Below are 26,799 nucleotides of genomic sequence, written 5' to 3' on the forward strand. Positions count from 1 at the left end.
GAGGTAGTGAAATGAATGCAGTGATTGCTGCGGTCGGCGTCATGCTGATCCTCAGCCTGTCCCGGGTGCATGTGGTGATCGCGTTGATCGTCGGTGCGCTGGTCGGTGGCCTGACCGGTGGTCTGGGCATTGACGCCACGCTCAAGGCCTTCAACAGTGGCCTGGGTGGCGGGGCGACAGTGGCGTTGTCCTACGCGTTGCTCGGCGCTTTCGCCGTGGCGATTGCCAAGTCCGGTCTGGCCCACGCGCTGGCCGACAAGGCTCTGGCGATGGTCGACCGCCAGCATGCGACCGGTGGCGGCAGCGTCAAATGGATGCTGATCGGCCTGCTGTGGGTGGTGGCGATCGCGTCGCAGAACATCCTGCCGATCCACATCGCGTTCATTCCGCTGCTGGTGCCGCCGCTTTTATATGTACTGACCAAGCTGCAACTGGACCGCCGGCTGATCGCCTGCGTCATGACCTTCGGCCTGATTACGCCGTACATGTTCTTGCCGGTGGGCTTCGGCAATATTTTCCTAAACGAGATCCTGCTGGCCAACGTTGCCCGCAGTGGCGTGGATATCAGCGGGATCAACGTCACCCATGCCATGGGCATTCCGGCGCTGGGCATGCTGGTGGGGCTGGGCATCGCCTTTATCAGTTATCGCAAGAAGCGCGTCTACGACCTGGGGAAAATCGAGCAGGTCGAGCAGGTGGCGGTGCAGTACAACCCGCGAAGCCTGTTGATCGCCGGTGTCGCCATTGCCGCAGCCTTCATTATTCAGTTGCTGCTGGATTCGATGATTATCGGGGCGCTGACCGGTTTCCTGATCTTTTCAGCGTCGGGCATCGTCAAATGGCGCGAGACGGATGACCTGTTTACCGAAGGCATGAAGATGATGGCGATGATCGGCTTCATCATGATCGCCGCTTCCGGATTCGCCGAAGTGATGAAGGCCACCGGCGAGGTGCAGACTTTGGTCGAGTCTTCGGCGTCGTGGATCAATCACAGCAAGGGCATCGGTGCCTTGCTGATGCTGCTGGTCGGGCTGCTGGTGACCATGGGCATCGGCTCGTCGTTTTCCACGGTGCCGATTCTGGCGGCGATTTTCGTGCCGCTGTGCGTGCAACTGGGCTTCAGCCCGATTGCCATTGTCTGCATCGTCGGCACGGCCGGTGCCTTGGGCGATGCCGGTTCGCCCGCGTCCGACTCGACCCTTGGCCCGACCTCCGGTCTGAACATCGACGGCCAGCACCATCACATCTGGGACACCGTGGTCCCGACTTTCCTGCATTACAACCTGCCGCTGCTGGCGTTTGGCTGGGTGGCTGCGATGGTCCTTTAACTCCCGTGATCGTTCCCACGCTCTGCGTGGGAATGCAGCCCGGGACGCTCCGCGTCCCAAAGCGTGACGCAGAGCGTCACAAGAGGCATTCCCACGCAGAGCGTGGGAACGATCTGAGGTAAACCTCAACTTTTGGTTTCGCGTGCCGTTAAAGCCTTTAACCACGCCAATAAAACCAAAAGAGTGAGCCCCCATGCGCCTGAGTCTCAAGGCTAAAGTCCTGTCCCTTGCCGTCCTTCCGGTTTTGCTCTTTGCGCTGGTGATCAGCCTGACCACGCTGTTCATCCTCCAGGAACAGGCGCGCAATGAAGTCCAGCAGACCCGCGAACGCCTGCTCGGTGACGCCAAAGCCACGCTGGCCAGTTACGTCGCCGTGGCCATGACCACCATCAAACCGTTGTACGACGCCGCCGCTCCCGGTGACGCCGATGCGCGGGCGCAGGTGATCAAGCTGCTGTCGAGCATCAAGTACGGCAAGGACGGCTACTTCTTCGGCTACGACTCCGAGACCGTGCGCCTGTTCAAGGCCAACGACCCCGAAGGCGTGGGCAAGAGCTTCAAGGACAACCGCGACCCGAACGGCGTCTACGTCAACCGCGACCTGGTGAAAGTCGCGAAGGACGGCACTCACTACCTGCAATACAGCTCGCCGCTGCCGGGCAACGCGCAAGTGCTGGTGCCGAAACTCGGTTACACCGAATACCTGGCGAAGTGGGACATGGCGGTCGGTACGTCGGTCAACCTCGATGGCATCGAAGCGCAAGTGGCGGTGGTCGAGGCCAAGGTGCAGGAACGCATGCAGGGCGTGGTGCTGAGCATCGTCGGCGTGGCGGTGGTGGTGCTGCTGGTGATCGCGGCAGCGGGGATGCTGCTGGCCAACACCATTCTGCGACCGCTGACCCTGATGAAAGCCAACCTCGACGACATCGCGGCGGGCGAGGGCGACCTGACCCGGCGCCTGACCATCACCAGCCAGGACGAACTCGGCGAACTGGCCGGCTCGTTCAACCGTTTCGTCGACAAGATCCACGGCCTGGTGCGGCAGATCACCGAGATGACGTCGCAACTGACCGGTTTGGTGACGCAGGTGTCGGATCAGGCCCAGCGCTCCGATCAGGCCATGGAGCGTCAGCGCCACGAAACCGATCAGGTCGCCACGGCGATCAACGAAATGTCCGCGGCCGCGCAAGAAGTCGCCAAGAGCGCACAGAACGCCGCCGTCGCCGCGCAGCAGACCGACGAAGAAGGCCAGACCGCCAAGCGTGTGGTGGCCGGCAGCATCAAGCAGATTCATGCGCTGGTGGACGACATCCGCAGCAGCGGCGTGTCCCTCGACAGCCTTCAGCAGGACGTGTCGTCGATTGTCGGCGTGCTCGGGGTGATCCGCTCGATCGCCGAACAGACCAACCTGCTGGCACTCAACGCCGCAATTGAAGCGGCCCGGGCCGGCGAGGCCGGGCGCGGGTTTGCGGTGGTGGCGGATGAAGTGCGGGCGCTGGCTTCGCGCACGCAGATCAGCACTCAGGAAATTCAGGGGATGATCGATCGCTTGCAGGCGGGGACGCAGTCGGCGGTTGAAGCGATGCGCCGTTCCAGCGAGGCGGGTGACGGCACGTCGGCCCAGGCCAATCAGGCGGGGGCTTCGCTGGATGCGATGGCGGATCTGATTGCGACCATCAACTCGATGAACGCGCAGATTGCCAGTGCCGCTGAAGAGCAGACGGCGGTGGCGGAAGAGATCAACCGCAGCGTGCATCAGATTGCGGTGGCGGTGGATAACGTGGCGGATGAGACACAGTTGGGGGCGCAGACATCGCGCAGTCTCGCGGAGTTGGGGCAGCGATTGGGCAAACTGGTCGGCCAGTTCCGTATCTGACCCCCAAAGGCCCCCTCACCCTAACCCTCTCCCGGAGGGAGAGGGGACTGACCGCAGTGTCTTGCGTCATACATCGACCTGAAAAATCGTGTCGATTATGGATTCACAGCCGATCGCTCATGTCGGCGTATCTCTCGAATATCCCCCGTTCGGTTCCCTCTCCCTCCGGGAGAGGGCTAGGGTGAGGGGGCTTTTGATCTTCAGGGACGATCCCAATAAGGAACCTCCCCAAAACACTCAACAAAGAAATCAATCACCGTCCGCACCTTCACCGACAACCGCCGGCTCCCCGGCCACAGCACCGCAATCTGCTGCGGCTCCACACTGTTCGACACCTGATACTCCCCCAGCACTGGCACCAGCGTGCCCTCACGCACCGCCTCGCCGATCAGCCATGACGGAAACATCACCAGCCCCAGCCCTTGCACAGCGGCCTGAGTCAACGTGTCCGCGTGGTTGCCGGTGATCGGGCCCTTGACTGCATACGGCGCCCACTCGCCCTGATCCTGACGGAAGAACCAGCGTTGCTGGCCGGTCGCACCCTTGTAGGCCAGACACTGGTGGCGGGCGAGGTCGTCGGGATGCTGTGGCGTGCCATAGCGCTTGAGATACGCCGGGCTGGCCGCGACCTGAAAGCGGTGCGGCGCGAGGATCCGCGCCTGCATGCTCGAGTCGTGCAGCGGGCCGATGCGAAACAGCAGATCGGCGCCTTCCTGCAGCGGATCGATGTAGTGGTCGGTTTGCTGGATGTCCAGTTGCAGCTTCGGATAGCGCTCGCACAAACGGCCGAGCCACGGCGTCAGATGGCGCTGGCCGAACACTACCGGGGCGTTGATCCGCACCAGGCCGGTCGGTTCGCTTTGCTGTTCCTGCAACGCCTGTTCGGCTTCCTCCAGTTGCACCAGCACCAGCCGCGCGTGGTGGCCGAGCATGCGCCCGGCTTCGGTCGGCGTCACCGCGCGGGTGTGGCGGTAGAGCAATTGCTGATTCAGCGCTTGCTCCATCAACTGGATCTGCCGGGAAATCGAGGAGGGCGCCACGCCCTCGCGGCGGGCGACTTCGGAAAAACTGCCGTGGTCGAGCACCGCCACAAACAGCCTTAGCGCCTTGAATCCCAGTTCGTTGAGCCCATGCATCGTCTGTCCTGCTGTGCGATTTACGCAAAAGTGTTGTCCGGATGCTCCCATTTATCGCACAGCTGCGCCAGCCGATAATCCGCGCCATCGTTTCCTTCAGAGGTTTTTTGGATGCAGTCGTTTGATGAAGTGAGTGCCGCGCCGGCCCCGGTCGCCCGGCCGGGTTTGCGTTTGTTGCTGTTGCCGCTGGTGATTCTGGCCGGCATGGGTTTGTCGGTGGAAGCGGGGTTGCTGGGGCCGTTGGGTGAGCAGGTCGGGCACTTGTGGGCGACCTTGAGCATCTTCGGGGTAGGTTCGGCGATTCTGTTTTTGCTGTTGCTGTTTGCGGGGCCACAGAAGGGGCCGGCGCTGACGGACCTGCCGCGTTGGCAGTTGATCGGCGGGTTTCTGGGGCCGATGTATGTGGTGGTGTTGACGCTGGCGACGCCGCATATCGGGATTGCGATGACTATGATTGCGATTCTGTCGGGGCAGGTTGGCAAGAGTGTGCTGATTGACCATTTCGGGTGGTTTGGGGCCACGCGCAAGAAGGTCAATGCTGAGCGGTGGCTGGCGTTGGGGTTGATTGTGGCGGCTTTGGTTTTGATTGCGCGGGGGTGAGTGATGAGTCTGGTTATTTTGTTGGCAGTGGTGGTGTTGGCCGGTGCGGTGTTGAGTGTTCAGGCGGCGATCAATGGGCGTCTTGGGGAAACCGTTGGTGTGTTGCGCAGTAGCCTCCTGACTTTCGTGGTTGGCGCGGTGAGTACAGGGCTGCTGATTCTGTTTTTCGAACCGGCCCATGCGGTCAGCCTGCTGGATGTGCCGAAGTGGCAGTTGAGTGGGGCGCTGTTTGGGGTTGTTTATATGATGGTGATGGTGGGGGCGGTCCCTCGGGTGGGGACGGCTGTGGCGACGGTGGCGGTGATTGTCGGGCAGTTGGGGATGGGGATGTTGATTGATAATTTTGGCTGGTTGGGGAATCCCGCTATTGAGCTGTCTTCGAGTCGGGTTTTGGCGATGGTTTGTTTGGGGTTGGCGTTGGTGTTCATGTATCGCAGTAGCGTGCGTCAGGCTGTTTGAGCGTGGCGGCCTTTGGGCCGACCAGGCTTTTGTTCGTTTTGCGTGTATATCCGTTTCTTCGGGGGTTGCGGCTGGCGGTTTCGCCCTTACGGCGAGTCACCTTTTCCAAACGCCGAAAAGGTAACCCAAAAGGCTTTACCCTGACGTACGGCCCTCGCTGTGGCTCGGGTTCCTTCGCTCCGGGATTGATCCGGGGGCATCGCCTACGGTTTGCTTCGCTGCACCTCCTCTCGATGCATGCGGCTGCGCCGCACGGTCGCTGCGCTCCCACCCCCGGATCAATCCCTCCACTCAGCCTGCCGACGGGCCTTGCGATCAAAAGCTTTACTCGAGCTAACGCTCATCGTGGTGGGTGGTGTGGGTTGGGAGGTTAGGTGGTTTTCACGTTCTACACTGGTAGCACGGCTGTTCTTTCGGCCTCAGACAACCACCACCAGAGGAGTCTGTTCCATGGCAGATAGAAAATGCGATTGTCCGGGATGTCGTTGCACGATCAAGGAGGGTGAGCATTCTTATGTGGCGCACGGTAAGCACTATTGCTGTGAGGCCTGTGCGCATCATCACAAGAGTGGTGAGGAGTGTTCGGGCAAGGGGTGTCAGTGTGCGCATCCCAAGTAATCTCGGGTATTGAAAAGGTGGAGCCTAGTCAGGCTCCACTTCCAGTTTCAGGCTGTCGTCGTCCAGGCGTTCGGTGTGGCGGACGTTGCCTTGCAGGCGGCGGCCTTCGACGTTGACGACGATGGTTTTGGCCTTTTCAAGGTCTTCCGGCAAGGGGGCCGGTACGCGCAGGGCGAAGCGGTAGGGGTCGTTTTCGACGGGTTCCAGGCCAACCGGGCAGTCGACGCTTTTGGTGATGCGGCCGAACAGGGTGTCCAGGCCGTAGTCCAGGTGCGCCGGGCTGTTGATGGTTGTCATGTGTGTTCCCCCGAAAGTGTCCCCACCGCGCGCAAGCTTAGCTTGCCGGTCGCCATGTGACGTTTTCCACGCCGAATTTTTCGGCCATCGGCTTGCTGGTCTTTTGCACTTTCTCCCGGCCGAAACGCGGGATGCGGCCGACCCCGGCGTCGCAGCTTGCCCAGTGCCACGCCTCGGTGTTGTCCATTTTGTCCGAGCGGATAATGAACGACTTTGGCGCGCCGTGAAGGGTGTAATCGATGACGTACAGTTTTGCGTTGTTCATAAAGCCCATCTTCCTCCCTGTGGTAATAGAAGGATCGCTGGGCTGCGGGAAAATTCACTCGGATTGTCAGACGGTATCTATCAATGGCGAGGTTCCGGTCGGACTGGTTACCATGGCGCTTTCGCCCACCCCGATGAATGTTCGCCATGGCCCTCGCTGCGCCCCCTGATCTGACTGATACCGATGTGCCCGTGCAGCCGCTGGCGCGCACCTATCCGCGTGGGTTGTTTATCGAGCCGCACGAGCATGTGTGGGGGCAGTTGCTGTATGCGATGAGCGGGGTGATGTGGGTCGAGACGCCGCACGAGGCGCTGGTGGTGCCGCCGCAGCGGGCGGTGTGGTTGCCGCCGGGGGTTCCGCACGGGATTCGGGTGGTGTCGGATTTGCAGATGCGCAATATCTACCTGCGCCCGGCGCTGGCGGCGACGCTGGATGAGACGGTGCAGGTGATCGAGGTCGGCGGGCTGCTGCGCGAGTTGATTGTCGGTCTGGTGGCGCAGGGCGACAGCGGTGATGCCGAGTATTACGAGGCGCTGGTCGGGCTGGCGCTGCTGGAGCTGAAACGTGCAAGGCGTTCACAGCTGAAGATCCCGTTGCCGGATGATGCCGACCGGCGGTTGATGAGTCTGTGTCAGGCGGTGATGGCCGCGCCTTCGCTGGACGTTCCCTTTGAGCAGCACGCCGAAAACGCCGGGGCCAGCGTGCGCACCCTGGCGCGGTTGTTCAAGGAGGGGCTGGGCATGGGCTTCGCCGAGTGGCGGCGTCAGGTGCAACTGGCGACGGCGGTGGCGGAGTTGATCCAGGGCGTGCCGGTCAGCGCGATTGCCCGTGAGCTGGGTTATTCGCCGAGCAGTTTCAGCGACATGTTCCGCCGCGAGCTGGGTGTCGCCCCTTCGCAATTCGATGGCGGGCCGCTTGCCGGTTGATTTGGCAGAAATTCAGAAGTCCTTGGCCGATGCCGGTCGCCGCCTTTCCCTAGACTTTGCCCATTCCCTTTGTGTGGCGGAGTGATCCCATGAATTACCTGATTTCACTGGGCGTCGGTCTGGGTGTCGGCCTGCTGTATGGCGCGCTGGATGTCCGTTCTCCGGCGCCGCCGACCATCGCGCTGGTGGGCCTGCTGGGCATGCTGGCGGGCGAGCAGTTGTGGCCGATGGGCCGGCAACTGGTCAGTGGCTGGCTGTCCTGAATCCTGTCTTTTTCCTTTGGTGGAGATTTCCATGAAAGCACTGCAATTCGATAAAACCGGCGACCTGTCGTCCCTGCGCTTCGTCGAGGTGCCGACGCCGGTGCCGGGCGCTGACGAGGTGCTGGTGCAGATCAAGGCTGCAGGCCTCAATCCCAGCGACGTGAAGAACGTACTCGGGCGTTTTCCGTACACCACGCTGCCGCGTATTCCCGGTCGTGACTTTGCCGGTGTGGTGGTCGAAGGGCCGCAGGCGTTGATCGGTCAGGAAGTCTGGGGCACCGGGCGTGAGCTGGGTTTTTTCGCCGATGGCTCCCACGCGCAGTTCGTCAAACTGCCGGCCAAGGGCGTGGCGCATAAACCTTCGCATTTGAGTTTCACTCAGGCCGCCAGCCTCGGGGTGCCTTACACCACGGCGTGGGATGCGCTCGAGCGCAGTCTGGTCAGTGCGCAAACCCGTCTGCTGGTCATCGGCGGCGGGGCGGTGGCGACGGCGGCGCTGGCGCTGGCCAAAGTGCGCGGCGCGCAGTTGCTGGCGGCGGCGCGGCGGACGGAGCAAGTCAAGGATCTGCAGGCGCAGGGTTATCAGACGATTCAGCTGGACAAGCCCGAGGAGCTGGGGGCGCAGGTCGATGCGGTGTATCGCGGCGGTGCCGATGTGATCTTCGACACCACCGGTTTCTGGCTGCCGGCCTCGGTCGCGGCATTGGCGACCTTCGGACGGATCGCGATCATCGCCGCACCGGTTGACGGGCATGTGCAACTGCCGGCGCTGGCCCTGTATCGCAAGGGCGGTTCGGTGGTCGGCATCAACTCGTTGCTGTATGGCGTTGAAGCCTGCGCGGCGATGCTGGATCAGTTTGGCCGGTTCTTCGACGAAGACCTGCTGCCACTGCCGCAAGGGTTGGTGGAAGCGCCGCTGGCCGAAGGGCTGGCGCGGTATGCCGATGTGAATCAGGGCAGTGGCGACAAAGTGATTCTTGTCCCCTGACGGTCTCTGTTTTTCATGACATCACAAAACGGTGGGAGCGAATTCGCTCCCACGGTTTTTTGGGTCTCAGGATTGCGGGACGCCGTTCTCCCACGCCGACCAGTTCTTCAGGATGTCCTGCACCAACGGATTGCCCGCGCGGTAGAGGTTTTCCAGTGCCGGCACAAATCCGCCCTGATCGGCATACTTGAGCAGGTTGTCCACTTCGCTGCCGCCGGGCGCCGGACGGTCGAAGTCGGAGCCGGCGCGCACCACGGCCAGGCGCTGCACGTCCACCAGGCCCTCGCGGCTGGCGCGCAGCAAGGCTTCGTAGGTGGAGTTGTCTTCCTGTTGGGTGGTGCAGTATTCACCCTGGTTGTCGGTCAGCAGTTTGGTCCAGACCTCGGCGCGTTCGCTCAGACGCGTGCCGGAGAACCAGGTATTGCCCGCCAGCGTGTCGCAACGGGTGACCACCGGCGGCTGATTGGCCGGCGCTGCCGGGTATTTTAGGCGCCACACCGCCGATTCCTTGCTCTCGCTCAGTTCGACCTTGTGGCTCAGGGCGTAGGCCTTGGCCTGCAGTTTCGGGTTGAGTTCGAAGACTTCGGTCTTGTAGTCCAGCGGTGGTTTTTCGTTCGGGCCCTTGGTGTTGATGCCCAGGTATCCGGTCGGCCAACTCGATGGCGCGTCGCGGGAATCCAGTTCCCACTGGGTGCCGAACTCGACCAGGTAATGCGCCCAGGCGGCAGTGCCGATGGTCCCGTGTTTCGGGCTGATACCGGCAATCCCGGCGATCAGGAAGTAGCTTTTGCGCAGGTCGAATTTCGGTGACAGCGCCAGTGCCAGGGTCGAGGCGGCGGCGTTGGTCTGGCCCATGCCGGTGGTCAGCAGGCACACTTGCTGCGTGTTGCAGCGGATGGTCGGGTATTCGGCCGACAGGCCCGGCACGCGGATTTCCTGTGTGAGCTCGAGGCGATCGATCCAGTGCTGTGCCTCCGGGGCGAACATGGTGATCAGCACCACTTTCGGCTGAATCGGCGCCTCGGCCGCCCATGCGCTGGAAGAGAACAGGGCGGCAGCGGCCAGTGATACACGCGTCATTGCTTTCATGATTGCTCCTGGATTCAGAACTGATTACCGATGCCGGCGTAGTAACCCCAGCCATTTGAGCGCGCCCGGAAGTTGCCGTCGCCGAAGTTCAGCTCGCTGCCATCCTCCCAGTTGCCGCCGTTGTGGAAATAACGGCCGACCAGGGTGAAACGCAGGTGTGTGAACGAGTACAGCAAGACGTTGGTCGCCACCGTGGCATTGGCAGTGCGCGCCGGGTTGTCCTTGTGCAGGTCCGAGCCGAAATCGAAGTTGGTGAAGCCGATGTAGGTCAGCGAGGCGCCATTGCTGAATTTGTCGATCGGCACGATGTACTTGAGCTGCGCGCGGTAGCCGTCCCACGAATACTCGTTGCTGGCCCCGTAGTTTTCCCACTGGTAGCGTCCGTACAGGTTGGCCGACAGATTGACCCTTGAATGGGTGTCGATGTCGGTGCCGAAGCCGCTGTACAGTGTGTTGGCGCGGTTCTCTTTGCGGCTGCCGTGGTCGTAGATCCAGTCGAACTCCACGTACCATTCCTTGAACGGCCCGATGGCCAGGCTGCGGCCGGCGAGGTAGTCGATGGAGATCCGCGGTTCGTGCTCCATGAACACCGGAGAGCCATGGTCCCACACGCCTTTGTCGTGGCTGTTGCCGATGTTGAAGATCTTCGGAATGTCGATGTAGCCGTACAGCTCGAACGGACCCTTGCGCCCGAAGTACTCGTATTCGAGGTAGATGTCGTCGGCCGGTTGCGGACCGAAACTGATGTCCTTGCTGCCGATCAGCATCAGATCCTGGTTGTACCAGTCCGACAGGTACGCGCCTTTTTTCGGCGGGCTGGCTTCGGGGCTGAGGGCTTCACCCTGGGCGGATTCCTCGGGCAGGGCAGGTTGCGCCAATGCGGTGTGACTGAGAACTCCAGTAACGCCGGCCAGTAGCAGGGAAACAGCAAAGGTGCGTGCACCGCGACGGCGGTGGCAGGAAGAAACGTACATTCAAAGTCCTTTTTGCAGATCAAGGCCCGAAATGATGGGCCCTGTACGGTTTTGTAACGAAAACGCAGTCAATAGCGACTAGCAAACGTTTGCACAAGCCGTACCAGTTTCTCAAGTCGCTGAAAAATCGATCGATTCGCGGGTTTACCTGGCGACTCGGTCAGCTCCTGAAAAGGGCCTGCGAAAACCCTCATCACCTTGCTCAGAACGGCCGGAAGTATCGACGCAGGGCCTTATCGCACAAAAGTATTAACACTATTTAACCGGTGCCCCATCGAAGGGCATCAACTAGCGTGTGTCTGGAAAGCGACGGTTTATCTGATGACCGTCATACGCTTGATGCGTGCTGGGTCTTGCTGCATTCGCACGCCTTCAAGGACGAAATTGGCCACGCAAGGAGTAGCCCGTGGAAGCAAGGTTTGGTGTTGCCCTCGTCTCGCGTTTTTCCCCTCTGTCCCTTGCTGTGCATCTGAGCGTCGCCGGGCTGCTGTTCGGTGGTGTCAGCGAGCAGGCGTTCGCCACCTGTTCGGCGGCGGGTTCCACGATTACCTGTTCGGGCGTCCCGACCCTGCCGCTGTTTCTCAATGATTACAGCAGCGCCACCAGCGGCCTGACGGTCAACGTCACCAACGGCGCGCAGATGAACGCGACGCTGGGCGGCAAGGTGATCAACCTGACCGGGGCCAACATCAACCTCAACAACTCCGGCACCCTCGACCCGGCCTTGCTCGGCCTGGTGTCGATCCTCAGTGGCGGTGCGTTCATCGGCACCGGTGCAACCAGCACGGTGAGCATCGTCAACAACACCACCGGGCTCATTCGCGGCACCGGCATGTTGCTCGGCCTTAACCTGACCAGCATCGACGGTCTGGGGATTGGTGTGAACAACTCGGTGTCGGGCACCACGACCATCACCAACGACGGCACGATTACCTCCACCGGGCTGTCGGTCGGCGGCATCACCCTGGCCGATACCCCGGTGGTCGGGGTGTATGGCGGCTCGCAAGTCAACATGACCAACAGCGCGAGCGGTACGATCAACGGCCGGGTCGCGTTCGAGACGTCGGTGGCGGGCAACACCTTCACCAACGCCGGTAACATCACCGGCGGCGTGTCGATGGGGGCGGGCAGCACCAACACCTTCTACGCGATCACCGGTTCCAGCGTTAACGTCGGTGACGGCGTGCAAGTGTCCGTCGGCCTCGGTGGCCTGATCGGCATCAACCTGACTTTCGCCCCGACCGGCACCATCGATGGCGGCGCGGGGGGCACCAACACGCTGATCCTGCAAAACCCGATCGGCGTCGGTGGTGGCGTCACCGGGACCGGCACTGCGTCCAGCGCGACCTATGTCAACTTCAACAACCTGACCCTCAACAGCGGCACCTGGACCTTGCAGGGGCCGTTGGTCAGCGGGGCGACCACACTCAATGGCGGTGTCGCGCAGTTCAACGACAACGCGGCGTTCGGCAGCGGTGTGCTGACGTCCAACGGCGGGATCCTTCAGGCCAGCAATGCCGGTTTGACGCTGGGCAACCAGATCAACCTGGGCGCGAGCGGTCTGACCCTGCAGGGCATCAACGGCATGACCCTCAACGGGGTGATTTCCGGCACCGGCGGTCTGACCAAGATCGGCAGCGGCCAGATCAACCTCAACGGCATCAACACTTACACCGGCAACACTGTGCTCAACGGCGGCACAGTGCTAGTGGGTAATAACTCGGCATTCAGCACTGGCGGCATTACAGTCGGCGGCGCTTCGAGCATCTCGGCAACGACGCCGATTTCGCTGGCGAACGCGATCACGCTCAACAGCACCCTGACCGCGACCGGCACCGGTGCGCTGACCCTGGGCGGGGTGATCAGCGGCGCCGCCAACCTGACCAAAACCGGCAGCGGCAGCCTGACCCTCAACGGCATCAACACCTACACCGGGATCACCAGCCTCAGCGCCGGGACCTTGCGCGTCGGCAACAACAACGCATTGGGCACCGGGGTCCTCAACACCAGCAACGGCACCAGTCTCGACAGCACCGGCAACGTGACCTTGGCCAACAACGTCGGCATCACCGGTACGTTGAATGTGCTCGGCAGCAATGCCCTGACCCTGGCCGGCATCGTGTCCGGCACCGGCTCGATCACCAAGAGCGGCAGCGCCAGTCTGACCCTGACCGGCAACAACACCAACAGCGGCAGCACCGCTCTCAACGGCGGCAGCTTGCTCGTCGGCAGCAACACCGCCCTCGGCACGGGCGCGTTGAACGCGGCGGCCGGCACCACGCTGGATGCGACCACCGCCGTGACCCTGGCCAACGCGGTGGCGCTGGCGGCGGATCTGACCATCGGCGGTACTCAGGCACTGGGCTTGAGCGGGGTCATCAGCGGCGCCGGCAATCTGATCAAGGGCGGCACCGCGAATCTGACCCTCAGCGGCAACAACACCTTCTCCGGCGGTACAGCGCTGAACAACGGGACGCTGATCATCGGTTCCAACACCGCGCTCGGCACCGGCGCACTGACCACGGCGGCGGGCACCACCCTCGACGCCAGTACCAGCGTGGCGTTGAGCAACGCGGTCGCCCTCGGCGGCAACCTGAATATCGCCGGCAATGCCAATCTGACCCTCGATGGCGTCGTCAGCGGCAGCGGCGGGCTGACCAAGAACGGCGCGGCGAACCTGATTCTCAACGGCACCAACACGTTTCTCGGTGCTATTGCATTGAACGCGGGCACCATCACAGCGGGTGCCAACGCTGCGCTGGGCAGTGGCAATATCACTGTCGGCGGCGCGGCGACCCTCGACAGCAATACCGCGGTGACGCTGAACAACAACGTCATTCTCAACAGCAATCTGGGGATCGGCGGCAGCAATGCACTGACCCTTGGCGGGGTGATCAGCGGCGCCAGTCAATTGATCAAGAACGGCACGGCCAACCTGACCCTCAACGGCGCCAACACCTTCACCGGCGGCACCGCACTCAACGCCGGAAGCTTGACCGTCGGCAACGGCGCGGCGCTCGGCACCGGCACGCTGACCGTGGGCGGGTCGGGCGGCACGCTCAACAGCAGCGCCAACGTGACGCTGAACAACGCCATTGCGCTGAACGCCAACCTCACTACCGGCGGCGCCAACCCGCTGACCCTCGGCGGTGTGATCAGCGGCGCCAGCAACCTGATCAAGACCGGTGCTTCAACCCTGACCCTGACCGGCAACAACACCTACACCGGTGCTACGTCGCTGAACGCCGGGACTCTGCTCGTCGGCTCCAACACCGCCCTCGGCACTGGCGTACTCAACGCCGCCAATGGCACCACGCTGGATGCCAGCACCGCGACGAGTCTGGCGAATAACGTAAACCTCGGCGGTAACGTGACCCTCGGCGGTAGCAACGCGCTGACCCTCGCGGGCGTGGTCTCGGGTGTCGGTGGTCTGACCAAAAGCGGCCCCGCCGATCTGATCCTCAACGGCGCCAATACCTATTTCGGCAACACCGCACTCAACGTCGGCAAGCTGATTGTCGGCAGCAATACCGCAATCGGCAGCGGCGCATTGAACGCGGCGGCCGGCACCACGCTGGATACCAATACCGCCGTCACTCTGGGCAATCAGATCAACCTCGCAGGCGCGCTCAATGTCGGCGGCAGCGCGGACCTGACCCTCACCGGCACCGTCGCCGGTGCCGGCAGCCTGGTGAAAGACGGTGCGGCCAATCTGAACCTCAATGGCACCAACACCTACGTCGGCGGCACCACCCTGAACGCCGGTACCCTGACCGTTGGCAACAGTTCGGCGCTCGGCACCGGCGCCTTGACCGTCGGCGGGGCAGCAACCCTCGACAGCAGTTCGCCGCTGGTCAGCCTGGCCAACGCGGTCGTGCTCAATGCGGCGCTGAGCGTCGGCGGCTCGCAGAACCTGACCCTCGGCGGCGTGCTCAGTGGCACCGGCCAACTGGTCAAGAACGGCAGCGCCAACCTGACCGTCAATGGCACCAACACCTTCAGCGGCGGCACCACCCTCAACGCCGGCACCCTGACCCTCGGCGCGCCCGGCGCATTGGGCAGCGGCACGCTCACCGTCGGTGGCGCCGCGACGCTGGACAACAGCACCGCTTTCACCCTCGGCAACAACATCACCCTCGATGCCGGGCTGACCCTGGCCGGCAACAACGGCCTGACCCTCAGCGGCGTGATCGACGGCGCCGGCAGCCTGACCAAGACCGGCCTGGACGACCTGACCCTCAGCGGCAACAACACCTTCACCGGTGCGCTGAACATTGCCGCGGGCAGCGTCACCACCGTGAGCAGCGGGGCGCTGGGCAATACCTCCGGCGCCGACATCAGCGCCGGTGCCAGTCTCAATCTGGGCAGCAACGCCAGCCTCAATGGCCTGAGCGGTAGCGGCAGCGTGCAGATCGGCGGCGGCAACACATTGACCGTGGGCGGAGTCAGCAGCACCAGCACCTTCGACGGCGACCTCAGCGGCAACGGCGGCCTGACCAAGGTCGGCACCGGCACCCTGAACCTGACCGGGATCAACGGCATCATCGGCAACACCGCGGTCAACGGCGGCACCTTGAATCTCAGCGGTTCGCTGGCGAGTGCCCAGGTCAACGTCAATACCGGCGCGACCGTGACCGGCAGCGGTTCGATTCTCGGAGCCCTCAACGTCAACGACGGCGGCCACCTGGCGTTGTCGTCGGGCACCACCCTGTCTGCAGCGTCACTGGTTCTGGCCGCCAACAGCAATATCGATGCGAACCTCGCGACGCCATCGACCACGTCGCTGATGGACATCGGCGGCAACCTGACCCTCGACGGTAACCTCAACGTCACCGATGCCGGCGGTTTCGGCGTCGGTGTCTACCGCTTGTTCAACTACATCGGCGCGCTGACCGACAACGGCCTGACCGTGGCCGGAGTGCCGGTGGGTTATGGCCTCGGCGACATCCTCGTGCAGACCCTTGGCACTCAGATCAACCTGGTGGTGTCGGCGCCGAACACCAACCTGCGTTTCTGGGACGGCAGCCAGACGATCGCCAACGGCACCGTGGATGGCGGCACCGGCACATGGACTGCAGGCGGCACCAACTGGACCAATTCCAGCGGCACGGTGAACCAGACCTGGGCCGGCGACTTCGCGGTATTCCAGGGCACGGCCGGCACGGTAGCGGTCAACGGCACGCAACTGTTCACTGGCATGCAGTTCCTCACCGATGGCTACAACGTGGTCAACGGCACTTCGGGACTGCTGACCGCCGTCAACGGCACCGGCGGCACCACGGCGATGCGCGTTGACCCGGGCGTGACCGCCACGGTCGGCGTGAACATCGACGGCAGCGGCATCCTCAACAAACTCGACGCGGGCACCCTGGTGCTCAACGGTGCCAACAGCTACAGCGGCGGCACGCAACTGGACGGCGGCACCCTGGTGGTCGGCAGCAACACCGCCTTGGGCACTGGCGCGCTGATCGCCAATGCCGGCACGCAACTGGACAGCAACACCGCCGTGACCCTGGCCAACGCGGCCACGCTGAACGGCAACCTGACGATACTCGGCAGCAATGCGCTGACCCTCAACGGTGTCATTTCCGGCACCGGCGGCTTGATCAAGAACGGTTCGGCCAGCCTGACCCTTGGCGGCAACAACGCCTTCCTCGGGCCGGTGGCATTGAACGCGGGCGGTCTGATTCTGGCGTCGAACAGCGCACTGGGTTCGGCCACCCTGAACGCGGCCAACGGCACCACTCTGGATGTCAGCGGCGCTTTCACGGCGGGTAATGCGATCAACCTGGCGGGCAACCTCGGCATCGTCGGCAGCAACGATCTGACCCTCAGCGGCGCGATCAACGGCGCCGGCAGCCTGACCAAGAACGGCGCGGCCAACCTGATCCTGAGCGGGGCCAACAACTTCCTCGGCGGCATCACCCTCAACGCCGGCACCCTGACCGCCGGCAGCAACGGCGCTCTCGGTCTGGGCAACCTGACCGTGGCCGGCGCCTCAGCGCTGGACAGCAACACTTCGGTGTCGCTGGGCAACAACGTGGTGCTCAACGCCAACCTGACCAACACCGGCAACAGCGATGTGGCACTCAGCGGCGTGGTCAGCGGCACCGGCGGTCTGATCAAGAACGGCGCCTCCAACCTGACCCTCAACGGCATCAACACCTACAGCGGCGGTACCACGCTGAACGCCGGCACCGTGACCCTCGGCACCTCGGCGGGTCTGGGCTCCGGCGCGGTAACCGTGGCGGGCGCTGCTACCCTCGATACCACTGCGCCGCTGGTGCTGGCCAACGACGTCAACGTCAATGCCAACCTGAGCGTGGCCGGTAACAACAACCTGACGCTCGGCGGCGTGATCGCCGGGGCCGGCACCCTGACCAAGAACGGTCTGGCCGACCTGACGCTGTCCGGCAACAATACCTTCAGCGGCACCTTCGACGTGCAATCCGGCAGCCTGACCACCCTGGGCAACTCGGCACTGGGCAGCAATGCCGGAATCAATCTCGGCGCTGCGGCGACCCTCAACCTCGGCGGTTCCGGCAGCCTCGCCAGCCTGACCGGCAGCGGCACTGCACTGATCGGCGGCGGCAACACGCTGAGCATCGGCGGCAACAACGCCAGCAGCATTTTCGGCGGTGTGCTCACCGGCACCGGCGAGTTGAGCAAACTCGGCACCGGTACGCTGACTCTGACCGGCCTCAACAGCCTGACCGGCAACACCACGGTCAACGCCGGCACCTTGAACGTCAGCGGCTCGCTGGACAGCGCCAGTGTGCTGGTCAACAGCGGCGGCACCCTGACCGGCGGCGGCTCGCTCGGCGGGGCCGTGACCGTGGCGGACGGCGGTCATCTGGCAGGCGCCACCGGTAGCACGCTTTCGGTGAATTCGCTGGTGTTCAACGGCAACTCCAACTTCGATGTCGGCCTCGGTACACCGGTCTCCGGTGGCGGCAACGCACTGGTCAACGTCGACGGCAACCTGACCCTCGACGGCACCCTCAACGTCAGCGACATCGGCGGTTTCGGCAGCGGCGTGTACCGGTTGATCAACTACACCGGTGGCCTGACCGACAACGGCATGCTGATCGGCACCGTGCCGGGCAGCGTCAACCCGGGCGACCTGACCCTGCAAACCGCGCTGGCCAACCAGATCAACCTGCTGGTCACCGCACCGGGCGTCACCGTGCAGTTCTGGGACGGCAACCAGCTCGTCGCCAACGGTTCGGTGGATGGCGGCAGCGGCACCTGGGGCACCGGCACCACCAACTGGACCGACGTCAACGGCACCACCAATCAGGCCTGGACCAACAACTTCGCGGTATTCCAGGGCACGGCGGGTACCGTGACCGTGAACGGCGCGCAAACCATCACCGGCATGCAGTTCGTCACCGATGGCTACAGCCTGCAGAACGGCACGGCCGGTTCGTTGAATCTGGCCAACGGTTCGTTGGGCAACGCGACCGTACGGGTCGATCCGAACGTCACCGCCACTGTGGGCGTGGCGCTCAATGGAGCCGGCACGCTGGGCAAATACGACACCGGCACCCTGGTGCTGAACGCCGCCAACGGCTACACCGGCGGCACCGCGCTCAATGGCGGCAAAATCGTGGTCGGCAACAACGCGGCCCTCGGCACCGGCGTATTGACCGCCGCCAACGGCACGGCGCTGGACAGCAACGCAGCGGTCAGTCTGGCCAACGCCGTGGTGCTCAACGGCGGACTCACCGTCGCCGGCGCCAACGCATTGACCCTCGACGGTGTGGTCAGCGGCAGCGGCAGTCTGATCAAGACCGGCGCATCGAGCCTGACTCTCAACGGCAGCAACACTTACAGCGGCGGTACTCAACTGTCCGGCGGTTCGCTGATCCTCGGCAACAACAGCGCGATCAGCAGCGGCGCCCTCAGCGTGCTGGGTAACGGCACCCTGGATAGCACCAGCGCGCTGCAACTGGCCAACGCCATCAACCTGGGTGCGCAACTGACCCTGGCCGGCAACCAGAACGCCACCCTGATTGGTGCAATCACCGGCAGCGGCAGTCTGGTGAAAAACGGCGGTGGCGACCTCGTGCTCAGCGGCGCCAACACCTACAGCGGCGGTACGAAGCTGAGCGGCGGCAGCACCCGTGGCGACACCAGCAGCCTGCAAGGCGCCATCGTCAACAACGCGACGCTGACCTTCGAGCAGAACAGCGACGGCAGCTATACCGGCAATCTGACCGGCGCCGGCAACTTGAACAAAACCGGCATCGGTGCCTTGCTGCTGACCGGCAACAACACCTTCACCGGCAACACTGCGGTGCAGGCCGGTGCGCTGAACGTCAACGGTGTGCTCAACAGTGCCAACGTCAACGTCGCCAGTGGGGCGAAAATCGGCGGCAGCGGCGTGTTCGCCGGCGCCGTGCAACTGGCCAACGGTGCGACGTTGACCGGTGGCGGCAGTGCAACGCCGTTGTCGGTCGGTTCGCTGGCGTTGTCTTCGGGCACCAACCTGGACTTCACTCTCGGCTCGGCCGCCAGCTCTACAACGGTGGTCAACGTCGCCGGCAACCTGACCCTCGACGGCACACTGAACATCAGCAACGCCGGCGGCTTCGGCACCGGGGTCTATCAACTGTTCACCTACGGTGGCAGCCTGACCGACAACGGTCTGGTCTACGGCAGCCTGCCGGTGTCGGCGGCCAACCTGACCCTGCAGACCGCGCTGGCCAATCAGGTCAACCTGCTGGTGCAGAACGCGCCGAATGAAGTGCAGTTCTGGAACGGCGGCAAGACCAATCCGGACGGCAGCATCGGTGGTGGCAGCGGCGTGTGGGGGCCGGGCACCAACTGGACCGATCCGACCGGGACTCAGGCGCAGGCCTCCAGCGGTCAGTTCGCAGTGTTCGGAGGACAGGCTGGCACGGTCACCGTACAAGGCAACCAGAACTTCACCGGGTTGCAGTTCCTCACCAACGGTTACAGCCTGATTCCGGGCGCCGGCGGCACGCTGACGCCGGTCAACGGGCCTGGCGGCAGTCTTGCTCCGGTGCGGGTCAATGCCGGGGCGAGCGCGGAAATTTCCGTACCGCTGATTGGCAGCGGCGGGATCGAGAAGCTCGATTCCGGCACCCTGATCCTCAGTGGCGCCAATACTTACAGCGGGGGAACCACGGTCAGCGGCGGTACGTTGATCGGCAACACCACCAGCCTGCAGGGCAACATCCTCAACAACGCATCGCTGGTGTTCCAGCAAAACGCCAATGGCCAGTTCAACGGGACACTCAGCGGCCTAGGGGCATTGGCCAAACGTGGCAGCGGGACGTTGTTGTTGACCGGTAATCATCCGTTCAGCGGCACGGTGTCAGTGGATCAGGGCGTGCTGCAGGTCGGCAGTCCTGCGGCGAGGGCTTCCCTGGGCGGGCAGGTTACGGTGGCCAATGGCGCGGGCTTGAGCGGTAATGGCAGCGTCGGTTCAGTGGTCAACCACGGGGTGGTTTCTTCCGGTGCCGAGGCCGGTACGCTGAGCGTAACCGGTAACCTGACCAACGCCGCCGACGGTCTGCTGGCCCTGACCGTCAGTTCGCCAACGGCGACGCCGCTGGCCGTCGGTGGCACGGCGACTCTTGGTGGTGGCCTGCTGGTCAACAGCCTTGCGCCGTTTACCGGTAACGCCGTGTATTCGTTGATCACCGCTGGCGGCGGGGTAACTGGCACCTTCAGCGCCGCTGATCTGCCGCAATACGCGTTCCTGAATACGACGCTGGCCTACGATGCCAACGCGGTGAATCTGGTCGTCAGCCGCAACGGCAATTCGTTCGTCGACGTCGCCGCCACTGGCAACCAGGGCAACACCGCTTCGGCGTTGATGCGCAATGGCGCAGCCGGTGCGGTGTTGCAAAATGAAATCGTCAACCTAAGCGTGGCCGATGCACGGAACGCCTTCGACAGCCTGTCGGGGGAAATCCATGCCAGCACCGCCAGCGCAATCCTAGAGGATTCGCGGTACGTGCGGGACGCGGTCAACGACCGCATGCGCCAGCCGTCGTGCAGCGCACCGGACGATCCACGCCGCGCCCTGGCCCCGAGCGACAACCAGCTGACCAGCAACGGTTGCCACGGCGAAATGGTCGGCTGGGCCCGCGCACTCGGCGCCTGGGGCGAGTCGGACGGCGACAGCAACAGCGCGAAACTGGATCGCAACCTGAGTGGCTTCATGCTCGGCACCGACAAGCAGCTCGACGACCAATGGCGCGTCGGCATGGCCGCCGGCTACACCCGCAGCGATCTGGATGCCCATGATCGTCGTTCGAATGCCACGGTCGAGAGCTACCACCTGGCGGCGTACCTCAACTCGCAATTCGATGCGTTGGCAGTGCGCCTTGGTGCGGCGTACAGCTGGCATGACATCGAGACCAAACGCGACGTCAGCGTCGGCGCCTACAACGATCGGTTGAAGGCCAATTACGACGCCCGCAGCGCCCAAGTGTTCGGTGAAGTCGGCTATGCCATCGAAGCGGCCGGGATCGCTCTGGAACCGTTCGCCGGTCTGGCGTACGTCAACTACGACAGCGACAAGGCCAAGGAAAAAGGCGGGGTGGGGCGCCTGCGCGCCGAGTCCGATCAGGACATCACCTTCTCGACCCTGGGCGTGCGCGCCGGCAAGGTCATCACCCTGGCCAACGGCGGGCAATTCACCCCGCGCGCAGCCCTCGGCTGGCGGCATGCCTTCGGTGACACCAAACCCGACGCCGACTTGACCTTCATCGACGGCGGCGCCTCGTTCAACACCCAGGGCGTACCGATTGCCAAGGACAGCGCAGTGGTCGAAGCGGGCGTGGACTTCCAGATCAGCCCGACCGGCAAACTCGGTATCGGTTACTCGGGGCAGCTGTCGAACGAGAGCAACGACCATGCGATGACTATCAGCTTCAGCCTTGGGTTCTGATTCAGGAGCGAAGCACTTCAGCCGCCCGCAAGGGCGGCTTTTTTTTGCCTGCCGACCCCTCTGCTAAAATCCCTTCCACTGCCTCCCGGAGACTGCCCCATGACCGAGCCCATCCGTCTGACCCAATACAGCCACGGCGCCGGCTGTGGCTGCAAGATTTCGCCCAAGGTGCTGGAGGTGATTCTGGCCGGCAGCGGGGCGCAGAATCTTGATCCGAAACTGTGGGTCGGCAACGCGTCGCGCGATGACGCGGCGGTGTATGAAATCGATGCCGAGCGCGGGGTGGTCTCGACCACGGATTTTTTCATGCCGATCGTTGATGACCCGTTCGACTTCGGCCGGATTGCCGCCACCAATGCCATCAGCGACATCTACGCCATGGGCGGCGATCCGTTGATGGCGATTGCGATCCTCGGCTGGCCGGTCAATGTGCTGGCGCCGGAAGTGGCGCGGGACGTGATACGGGGGGGGCGAGCGGTGTGCGATGCGGCGGGGATTCCACTGGCCGGCGGGCATTCGATCGATGCACCGGAGCCGATCTTCGGTCTGGCTGTCACCGGGCTTGTGGAAAAGCGCTTCATGAAACGCAACGACACGGCCACCGCCGGTTGCCTGCTGTACCTGACCAAACCATTGGGCATCGGCATCCTCACCACCGCCGAAAAGAAGGGCAAGCTGCGCCCCGACGACATCGGCGTGGCCCGGGACTGGATGTGTACGCTGAACAAGCCCGGCAGCCGTTTCGGCAAACTGGCCGGGGTCACCGCCATGACCGACGTCACCGGTTTCGGCCTGCTCGGGCATCTGGTAGAAATGGCCGACGGCAGTCACCTGACGGCGCGGGTTTTCTATGACCGGGTGCCGCGTCTTTCGAGCATCGAGTATTACCTCGAACAGGGCTGCGTGCCCGGTGGCACCTTGCGCAATTTCGACAGCTATTCGAGCCGCGTCGGGCGGGTCCAGGAATTGCACAAGCGAGTGTTGTGCGACCCGCAGACCAGCGGCGGTCTGCTGGTGGCCGTGACGCCTGAAGGCAATGCCGAATTCCTCGCCGTCGCTGCCGAACTCGGCCTCGCGCTTGAGCCGATCGGTGAGTTGATCGGGCGACAGAGCCACGCGGTCGAGGTGAATTGATGTCCATCGACGTCACCGACTACCGCGACATCTTCCTCAACGACCGGCCGCTGATGGACGCCCGTGCGCCGGTCGAGTTTCACAAGGGCGCGTTTCCAGGGGCGGTCAATCTGCCGCTGATGAATGACATCGAGCGCCAGCGGGTCGGCACTTGCTACAAGCATCACGGTCAGCAGGCAGCCATTGAGCTGGGTCATCAACTGGTGTCCGGCCCGGTGAAGGAAGAGCGTATCCAGGCCTGGGCGGAGTTTGCCCGGACGCATCCCGAGGGTTATCTGTATTGCTTTCGTGGCGGCCTGCGTTCGCAAATCGTGCAGCAGTGGCTGAAGTCGGAAGCCGGCGTCGATTACCCGCGTATCGGCGGTGGCTACAAGGCACTGCGGGGTTTTCTGATCGACACTCTTGAATCAGCCTTGACCGACTGTGATTTCGTGCTGCTGGGCGGCATGACCGGCACCGGCAAGACCGAAGTGCTGGCGCAACTGCGCAACAGCGTGGATCTGGAAGGCCATGCCAATCACCGGGGCTCAAGTTTCGGCAAGCGCGCCACCGGTCAGCCGTCGAACATCGATTTCGAGAATCGGCTGGCCATCGACTTGCTGAAAAAACGCGCTGCCGGCATCGATCAATTTGTGCTGGAGGATGAGAGCCGGGTGGTCGGCAGCTGCGCGTTGCCCTTGCCGTTGTATCAGGGCATGCAGCAGTACCCGATGGTCTGGCTCGAAGATCGTTTCGAGCAGCGCGTCGAGCGGATCCTGCGCGATTACGTGGTGGATTTGTCTGCCGAGTTTCAGGCTGTGCATGGGGAGGAAGGCTTCGGGCGGTTTTGCGAGCGTTTGCTGGAGAGCCTCGACAACGTGCACAAGCGCCTGGGCGGCGAGCGGCATCGACGGATGCGGGTGTTGATGGAGGAGGCGCTGGCGGAGCAGGGCCGCAGCGGGGCGGTGGAGTTGCATCGCGCGTGGATCGAGGGCTTGCTGCGCGAGTATTACGACCCCATGTATGTGTTTCAGCGCGAGAAGAAGGGCGGGCGGATCGAGTTTGCCGGGGAGCGGCAGGCCGTTATCGAGTACCTGCGTCAACGGGGCAAATCCCAGGCCTGACGGGGCCCGAACGGGCCCCGGGCACTCTCAGGTCGGACAGCTTTCCTGGCCGTTATCCAGCCCCTGTTTGTAGCTGTGGCTCTGCAGGCTGGCCTTGCCGTTGTGCCAGGTCAGGGTCAGCACATACAGCGAGTCGTAGTCGCTGGATTCCCAGTCATCGGTGATTTTCTGTTTTCCGCCTACCGCATTGCCGGCAACCTTGTTGATCAATTCAGGAAGGTAACCATGGGACCACGCGGTGTAGATGGTCGAGTTGTGGTACTTGTCGTCGGTCAGTTCCCGGGCCAGGTCACTGGTGTCGTTGGCCGAGAACTCGATGTTCACCGGCAGGCCGAGTTTGATCGCGGCCGGGCTGATGGTCATCAGCGGGCGGATGTAGCTGTAGGAATTGTCCAGTTCGCCTTCTTCGACATTGCGCGTCGGGTTGGCGGCGAACACATAGTCGGCCTTGCCGAATTTTTCCGGCAGCAGGGTCGACAGGTCGATGGCCCGGTTCAGGCCCTGGCAGTTGAGCTGGCCGAGACCGCCGGCCGGTTTCTCTGCGTGACGCAGGAACACCAGGGTCTGGGTGCCGTCCACCGGTTGCGCACGGCTTTCGCTGGATTCCAGCGACAGGAACAGCGCGCTGACCGCCAGCAGGGTGGGCAGGGCCACATACGCGCGATGTTTGAAGCGGTTGGCGACTTTCATCAAGTTCGTCATGGGATAAGGCGTCTTCAGTCTGTTCGGTTAAGGCTGACAAACCTCTGCACCGGTGCATGCGCGCCGGGTGTTTTCCCTGTCATCACTGGCTTGCTTGGAGCCCCCTGAGGCCCGTTTGGTTCGATCCGCTTGAGTGCGCCGCACTTTACCGTTGAGGCTGTGCGGTTGGAGGGAAGGTTAACCACAGGATGTTGCGGATTTAAGTAAGCCGGCGGGCGAGGGCGTAAAGAACCCGAGCCAGAGCGCTGTTCGTGGATTATGCTCAGGCCTTTCATTTGTGACTGGATGCTACACATGACTGATCTGTCCGCGTTCCCGATCACCCAGAAATGGCCGGCGCAGTACCCTGACTGGATTCAGCTCTATTCCCTGCCGACCCCCAACGGCGTCAAGGTCTCGATCATGCTCGAAGAAATCGGCCTGCCGTACGAGCCGCACCGCGTGGGCTTCGACACCAACGACCAAATGTCTGCGGAGTTCCTGTCGCTGAACCCGAACAACAAGATCCCGGCGATCATCGACCCCCACGGCCCCGAGGACAAACCGCTGCCGTTGTTCGAGTCCGGCGCGATCCTGATCTACCTCGCCGACAAGAGCGGCCAATTGCTGGCCCAGGAAGGCGCGCTGCGCTACGAAACCATTCAGTGGCTGATGTTCCAGATGGGCGGCATCGGTCCGATGTTCGGCCAGCTCGGTTTCTTCAACAAATTCGCTGGCAAGGATTACGAAGACAAGCGTCCCCGTGACCGCTACGTCGAGGAAAGCCGCCGCCTGCTCAACGTCCTGAACACCCGCCTGGAAGGGCGCGACTGGATCATGGGCGAGCGCTACACCATCGCCGACATTGCCACGTTCCCGTGGGTGCGCAACCTGATCGGCTTCTACGAAGCCGGCGATCTGGTCGGCATCAACAACTTCCCGAACGTCACCCGGGTGCTGGAGCGCTTCCTGACACGGCCGGCGGTTGTGCGCGGCTTGACCATTCCTTCCTGACCGTGCGGCAGCCGGGTGCGCAGATTGTTGCGTGCCCGGTAATGCACTGTTGATTGATCCAGGTTTGTACCCCGTCCCCCGCAAGGCATAAGCTTCGCCCCCTACGACTTTCGTCTCATCCGCTGTTTTCAGGAAAGGCCCCATGTCCAGTCAGTTCCCCGAAGCACGTCCACGCCGTCTGCGCCGCAATGCGAGCCTGCGCAGCCTGTTCCAGGAAACCGAGTTTTCCCTCAACGATCTGGTGCTGCCGATCTTCGTCGAAGAAGAGATCGACGACTTCGTGCCGATCAAGAGCATGCCCGGCGTGATGCGCATTCCCGAGCGCAAACTGGCCGGCGAGATCGAGCGTTACGCCCGGGCCGGGATCAAGTCGGTGATGACGTTTGGCGTGTCTCATCACCTGGACGCCAACGGCAGCGACACCTGGCGTGAGAACGGTCTGGTGTCTCGCATGTCGCGGATCGCCAAGGACGCCGTGCCGGACATGATCGTGATGTCAGACACCTGCTTCTGCGAGTACACCGACCACGGCCATTGCGGCGTGATGCACAACCATGAAGTCGACAACGACCAGACCCTGATCAACCTCGGCAAGCAAGCGGTGGCGGCGGCGCGTGCCGGTGCCGACGTGATCGCGCCATCGGCAGCGATGGACGGCCAGGTGCGGGCGATTCGCCGGGCGCTGGACGATGCCGGCTTCTCGCAGATTCCGATCATGGCCTACTCGACCAAATTCGCCTCGGCGCTCTACGGCCCGTTCCGCGAGGCTGGTGGCAGCGCGCTGAAGGGCGATCGCAAAAGCTATCAGATGAACCCGATGAACCGCCGCGAAGCCCTGCGCGAATCGTTGCTCGACGAGCAGGAAGGCGCCGACGCACTGATGGTCAAACCGGCCGGCGCGTACCTGGACATCATCCGCGACATCCGCGAAGCCTCGACCCTGCCGCTGGCGGCGTATCAGGTCAGCGGCGAGTACGCGATGATCAAGTTCGGCGCCCAGGCCGGGGCTATCGACGAAGATCGCGTGGTGCGCGAAAGCCTCGGTGCGATCAAACGCGCGGGTGCGGATCTGATCTTCACCTACTTTGCGATGGACCTGGCCCTGGCCGGGATCTGATCCT

Annotated in this window: 18 protein-coding genes and 2 pseudogenes; 14 read left to right on the top strand and 6 right to left on the bottom strand. The window is 63.2% G+C overall.

Features of this window, described 5'->3' with window-relative positions:
* The first annotated feature begins 11 nt into the window (after positions 1–11).
* From JKA62_RS25020 to JKA62_RS29280, 3 genes and pseudogenes are all read left to right on the top strand, one after another.
* The gene (locus JKA62_RS25020; RefSeq protein WP_201819986.1) at positions 12–1,328 is read left to right on the top strand and encodes a Na+/H+ antiporter family protein; all 1,317 of its coding nucleotides are present in this window, start codon (positions 12–14) and stop codon (positions 1,326–1,328) included.
* Positions 1,329–1,521: 193 nt separating this feature from the next.
* Positions 1,522–2,298 (top strand): annotated as a pseudogene (locus JKA62_RS29275) (cache domain-containing protein); the annotation flags it as partial.
* A gap of 312 nt (positions 2,299–2,610) precedes the next feature.
* A pseudogene (locus JKA62_RS29280) lies at positions 2,611–3,204 on the top strand (methyl-accepting chemotaxis protein); the annotation flags it as partial.
* 200 nt (positions 3,205–3,404) lie between these two features.
* Here JKA62_RS29280 and JKA62_RS25030 read toward each other — a convergent pair.
* Entirely contained in the window at positions 3,405–4,340 is a 936-nt protein-coding gene (locus JKA62_RS25030) for a LysR family transcriptional regulator (protein ID WP_201819991.1), read from the bottom strand.
* Positions 4,341–4,451: 111 nt separating this feature from the next.
* Here JKA62_RS25030 and JKA62_RS25035 point away from each other — a divergent pair, with 111 nt between their 5' ends.
* The 3 genes from JKA62_RS25035 to JKA62_RS25045 all read left to right on the top strand — a co-directional run bounded on the left by JKA62_RS25035 (position 4,452) and on the right by JKA62_RS25045 (position 6,017).
* Complete coding sequence (locus JKA62_RS25035) at positions 4,452–4,940, top strand: DMT family transporter (RefSeq protein WP_039770247.1); 489 nt, start codon at positions 4,452–4,454, stop codon at positions 4,938–4,940.
* Between the two features lie 3 nt (positions 4,941–4,943).
* Positions 4,944–5,399 carry a DMT family transporter gene (locus JKA62_RS25040; protein WP_011335098.1) on the top strand — a complete coding sequence of 152 codons (456 nt, stop codon included), beginning with the start codon at positions 4,944–4,946 and terminating at the stop codon, positions 5,397–5,399.
* Between the two features lie 450 nt (positions 5,400–5,849).
* Positions 5,850–6,017, top strand: a complete 168-nt coding sequence (locus JKA62_RS25045; RefSeq protein WP_074689145.1) for a metallothionein — start codon at positions 5,850–5,852, stop codon at positions 6,015–6,017.
* A 24-nt stretch (positions 6,018–6,041) separates the two neighbouring features.
* On the opposite strand, the gene JKA62_RS25050 is transcribed toward JKA62_RS25045, so the two are convergent.
* Together JKA62_RS25050 and JKA62_RS25055 are read right to left on the bottom strand one after the other, a co-directional pair.
* Positions 6,042–6,314, bottom strand: coding sequence for a hypothetical protein (locus JKA62_RS25050; protein WP_085745874.1), 273 nt, complete (start codon positions 6,312–6,314; stop codon positions 6,042–6,044).
* 37 nt (positions 6,315–6,351) lie between these two features.
* Positions 6,352–6,579, bottom strand: a complete 228-nt coding sequence (locus JKA62_RS25055) for a DUF6555 family protein (protein ID WP_011335095.1) — start codon at positions 6,577–6,579, stop codon at positions 6,352–6,354.
* Positions 6,580–6,716: 137 nt separating this feature from the next.
* Between JKA62_RS25055 and JKA62_RS25060 the strand changes: the two genes are divergently transcribed.
* From JKA62_RS25060 to JKA62_RS25070, 3 genes are all read left to right on the top strand, one after another.
* Positions 6,717–7,505 carry an AraC family transcriptional regulator gene (locus JKA62_RS25060; RefSeq protein WP_011335094.1) on the top strand — a complete coding sequence of 263 codons (789 nt, stop codon included), beginning with the start codon at positions 6,717–6,719 and terminating at the stop codon, positions 7,503–7,505.
* Positions 7,506–7,594: 89 nt separating this feature from the next.
* Positions 7,595–7,768, top strand: coding sequence for a DUF1427 family protein (locus JKA62_RS25065; RefSeq protein WP_007958996.1), 174 nt, complete (start codon positions 7,595–7,597; stop codon positions 7,766–7,768).
* Between the two features lie 31 nt (positions 7,769–7,799).
* Positions 7,800–8,756, top strand: a complete 957-nt coding sequence (locus JKA62_RS25070) for a quinone oxidoreductase family protein (RefSeq protein ID WP_201819994.1) — start codon at positions 7,800–7,802, stop codon at positions 8,754–8,756.
* A 66-nt stretch (positions 8,757–8,822) separates the two neighbouring features.
* Here the strand turns inward: JKA62_RS25070 and JKA62_RS25075 are convergent, their stop codons facing one another.
* Both JKA62_RS25075 and JKA62_RS25080 read right to left on the bottom strand, forming a co-directional pair.
* A complete protein-coding gene (locus tag JKA62_RS25075) occupies positions 8,823–9,845 on the bottom strand; it encodes a purine-nucleoside phosphorylase (protein ID WP_201819997.1) in 1,023 nt (340 codons plus the stop codon).
* A gap of 14 nt (positions 9,846–9,859) precedes the next feature.
* On the bottom strand, positions 9,860–10,819 hold the full coding sequence (locus JKA62_RS25080; RefSeq protein ID WP_201820001.1) for a nucleoside-specific channel-forming protein Tsx: 960 nt from the start codon (positions 10,817–10,819) through the stop codon (positions 9,860–9,862).
* 406 nt (positions 10,820–11,225) lie between these two features.
* Between JKA62_RS25080 and JKA62_RS25085 the strand changes: the two genes are divergently transcribed.
* From JKA62_RS25085 to mnmH, 3 genes are all read left to right on the top strand, one after another.
* A complete protein-coding gene (locus JKA62_RS25085) occupies positions 11,226–21,746 on the top strand; it encodes an autotransporter-associated beta strand repeat-containing protein (RefSeq protein WP_201820004.1) in 10,521 nt (3,506 codons plus the stop codon).
* 99 nt (positions 21,747–21,845) lie between these two features.
* Positions 21,846–22,880: a selenide, water dikinase SelD gene (gene selD / locus JKA62_RS25090; protein WP_011335088.1), complete on the top strand. Its 1,035-nt coding sequence runs from the start codon at positions 21,846–21,848 to the stop codon at positions 22,878–22,880.
* On the top strand, positions 22,880–23,983 hold the full coding sequence (gene mnmH / locus JKA62_RS25095) for a tRNA 2-selenouridine(34) synthase MnmH (RefSeq protein ID WP_011335087.1): 1,104 nt from the start codon (positions 22,880–22,882) through the stop codon (positions 23,981–23,983). Before selD ends, mnmH begins: the two co-directional genes overlap by 1 nt.
* Positions 23,984–24,010: 27 nt before the next feature.
* Here the strand turns inward: mnmH and JKA62_RS25100 are convergent, their stop codons facing one another.
* Positions 24,011–24,685: a hypothetical protein gene (locus tag JKA62_RS25100; RefSeq protein WP_011335086.1), complete on the bottom strand. Its 675-nt coding sequence runs from the start codon at positions 24,683–24,685 to the stop codon at positions 24,011–24,013.
* 294 nt (positions 24,686–24,979) lie between these two features.
* Between JKA62_RS25100 and JKA62_RS25105 the strand changes: the two genes are divergently transcribed.
* Together JKA62_RS25105 and hemB are read left to right on the top strand one after the other, a co-directional pair.
* The gene (locus tag JKA62_RS25105; protein ID WP_041475358.1) at positions 24,980–25,678 is read left to right on the top strand and encodes a glutathione S-transferase family protein; all 699 of its coding nucleotides are present in this window, start codon (positions 24,980–24,982) and stop codon (positions 25,676–25,678) included.
* A 142-nt stretch (positions 25,679–25,820) separates the two neighbouring features.
* Entirely contained in the window at positions 25,821–26,795 is a 975-nt protein-coding gene (hemB, locus tag JKA62_RS25110) for a porphobilinogen synthase (protein WP_011335084.1), read from the top strand.
* Positions 26,796–26,799 lie beyond the last annotated feature (4 nt).

This window comes from Pseudomonas sp. B7 (genome assembly GCF_016735645.1).
Taxonomy (GTDB): domain Bacteria; phylum Pseudomonadota; class Gammaproteobacteria; order Pseudomonadales; family Pseudomonadaceae; genus Aquipseudomonas; species Aquipseudomonas glycinae.

Bases quoted from the DNA above. Each gene is read 5' to 3' on its own strand.
- JKA62_RS25020 (WP_201819986.1), top strand. From the start codon at position 12: ATGAATGCAGTGATTGCTGCGGTCGGCGTCATGCTGATCCTCAGCCTG.
- JKA62_RS25030 (WP_201819991.1), bottom strand. From the start codon at position 4,340: ATGCATGGGCTCAACGAACTGGGATTCAAGGCGCTAAGGCTGTTTGTG.
- JKA62_RS25035 (WP_039770247.1), top strand. From the start codon at position 4,452: ATGCAGTCGTTTGATGAAGTGAGTGCCGCGCCGGCCCCGGTCGCCCGG.
- JKA62_RS25040 (WP_011335098.1), top strand. From the start codon at position 4,944: ATGAGTCTGGTTATTTTGTTGGCAGTGGTGGTGTTGGCCGGTGCGGTG.
- JKA62_RS25045 (WP_074689145.1), top strand. From the start codon at position 5,850: ATGGCAGATAGAAAATGCGATTGTCCGGGATGTCGTTGCACGATCAAG.
- JKA62_RS25050 (WP_085745874.1), bottom strand. From the start codon at position 6,314: ATGACAACCATCAACAGCCCGGCGCACCTGGACTACGGCCTGGACACC.
- JKA62_RS25055 (WP_011335095.1), bottom strand. From the start codon at position 6,579: ATGAACAACGCAAAACTGTACGTCATCGATTACACCCTTCACGGCGCG.
- JKA62_RS25060 (WP_011335094.1), top strand. From the start codon at position 6,717: ATGTTCGCCATGGCCCTCGCTGCGCCCCCTGATCTGACTGATACCGAT.
- JKA62_RS25065 (WP_007958996.1), top strand. From the start codon at position 7,595: ATGAATTACCTGATTTCACTGGGCGTCGGTCTGGGTGTCGGCCTGCTG.
- JKA62_RS25070 (WP_201819994.1), top strand. From the start codon at position 7,800: ATGAAAGCACTGCAATTCGATAAAACCGGCGACCTGTCGTCCCTGCGC.
- JKA62_RS25075 (WP_201819997.1), bottom strand. From the start codon at position 9,845: ATGAAAGCAATGACGCGTGTATCACTGGCCGCTGCCGCCCTGTTCTCT.
- JKA62_RS25080 (WP_201820001.1), bottom strand. From the start codon at position 10,819: ATGTACGTTTCTTCCTGCCACCGCCGTCGCGGTGCACGCACCTTTGCT.
- selD (WP_011335088.1), top strand. From the start codon at position 21,846: ATGACCGAGCCCATCCGTCTGACCCAATACAGCCACGGCGCCGGCTGT.
- mnmH (WP_011335087.1), top strand. From the start codon at position 22,880: ATGTCCATCGACGTCACCGACTACCGCGACATCTTCCTCAACGACCGG.
- JKA62_RS25100 (WP_011335086.1), bottom strand. From the start codon at position 24,685: ATGACGAACTTGATGAAAGTCGCCAACCGCTTCAAACATCGCGCGTAT.
- JKA62_RS25105 (WP_041475358.1), top strand. From the start codon at position 24,980: ATGACTGATCTGTCCGCGTTCCCGATCACCCAGAAATGGCCGGCGCAG.
- hemB (WP_011335084.1), top strand. From the start codon at position 25,821: ATGTCCAGTCAGTTCCCCGAAGCACGTCCACGCCGTCTGCGCCGCAAT.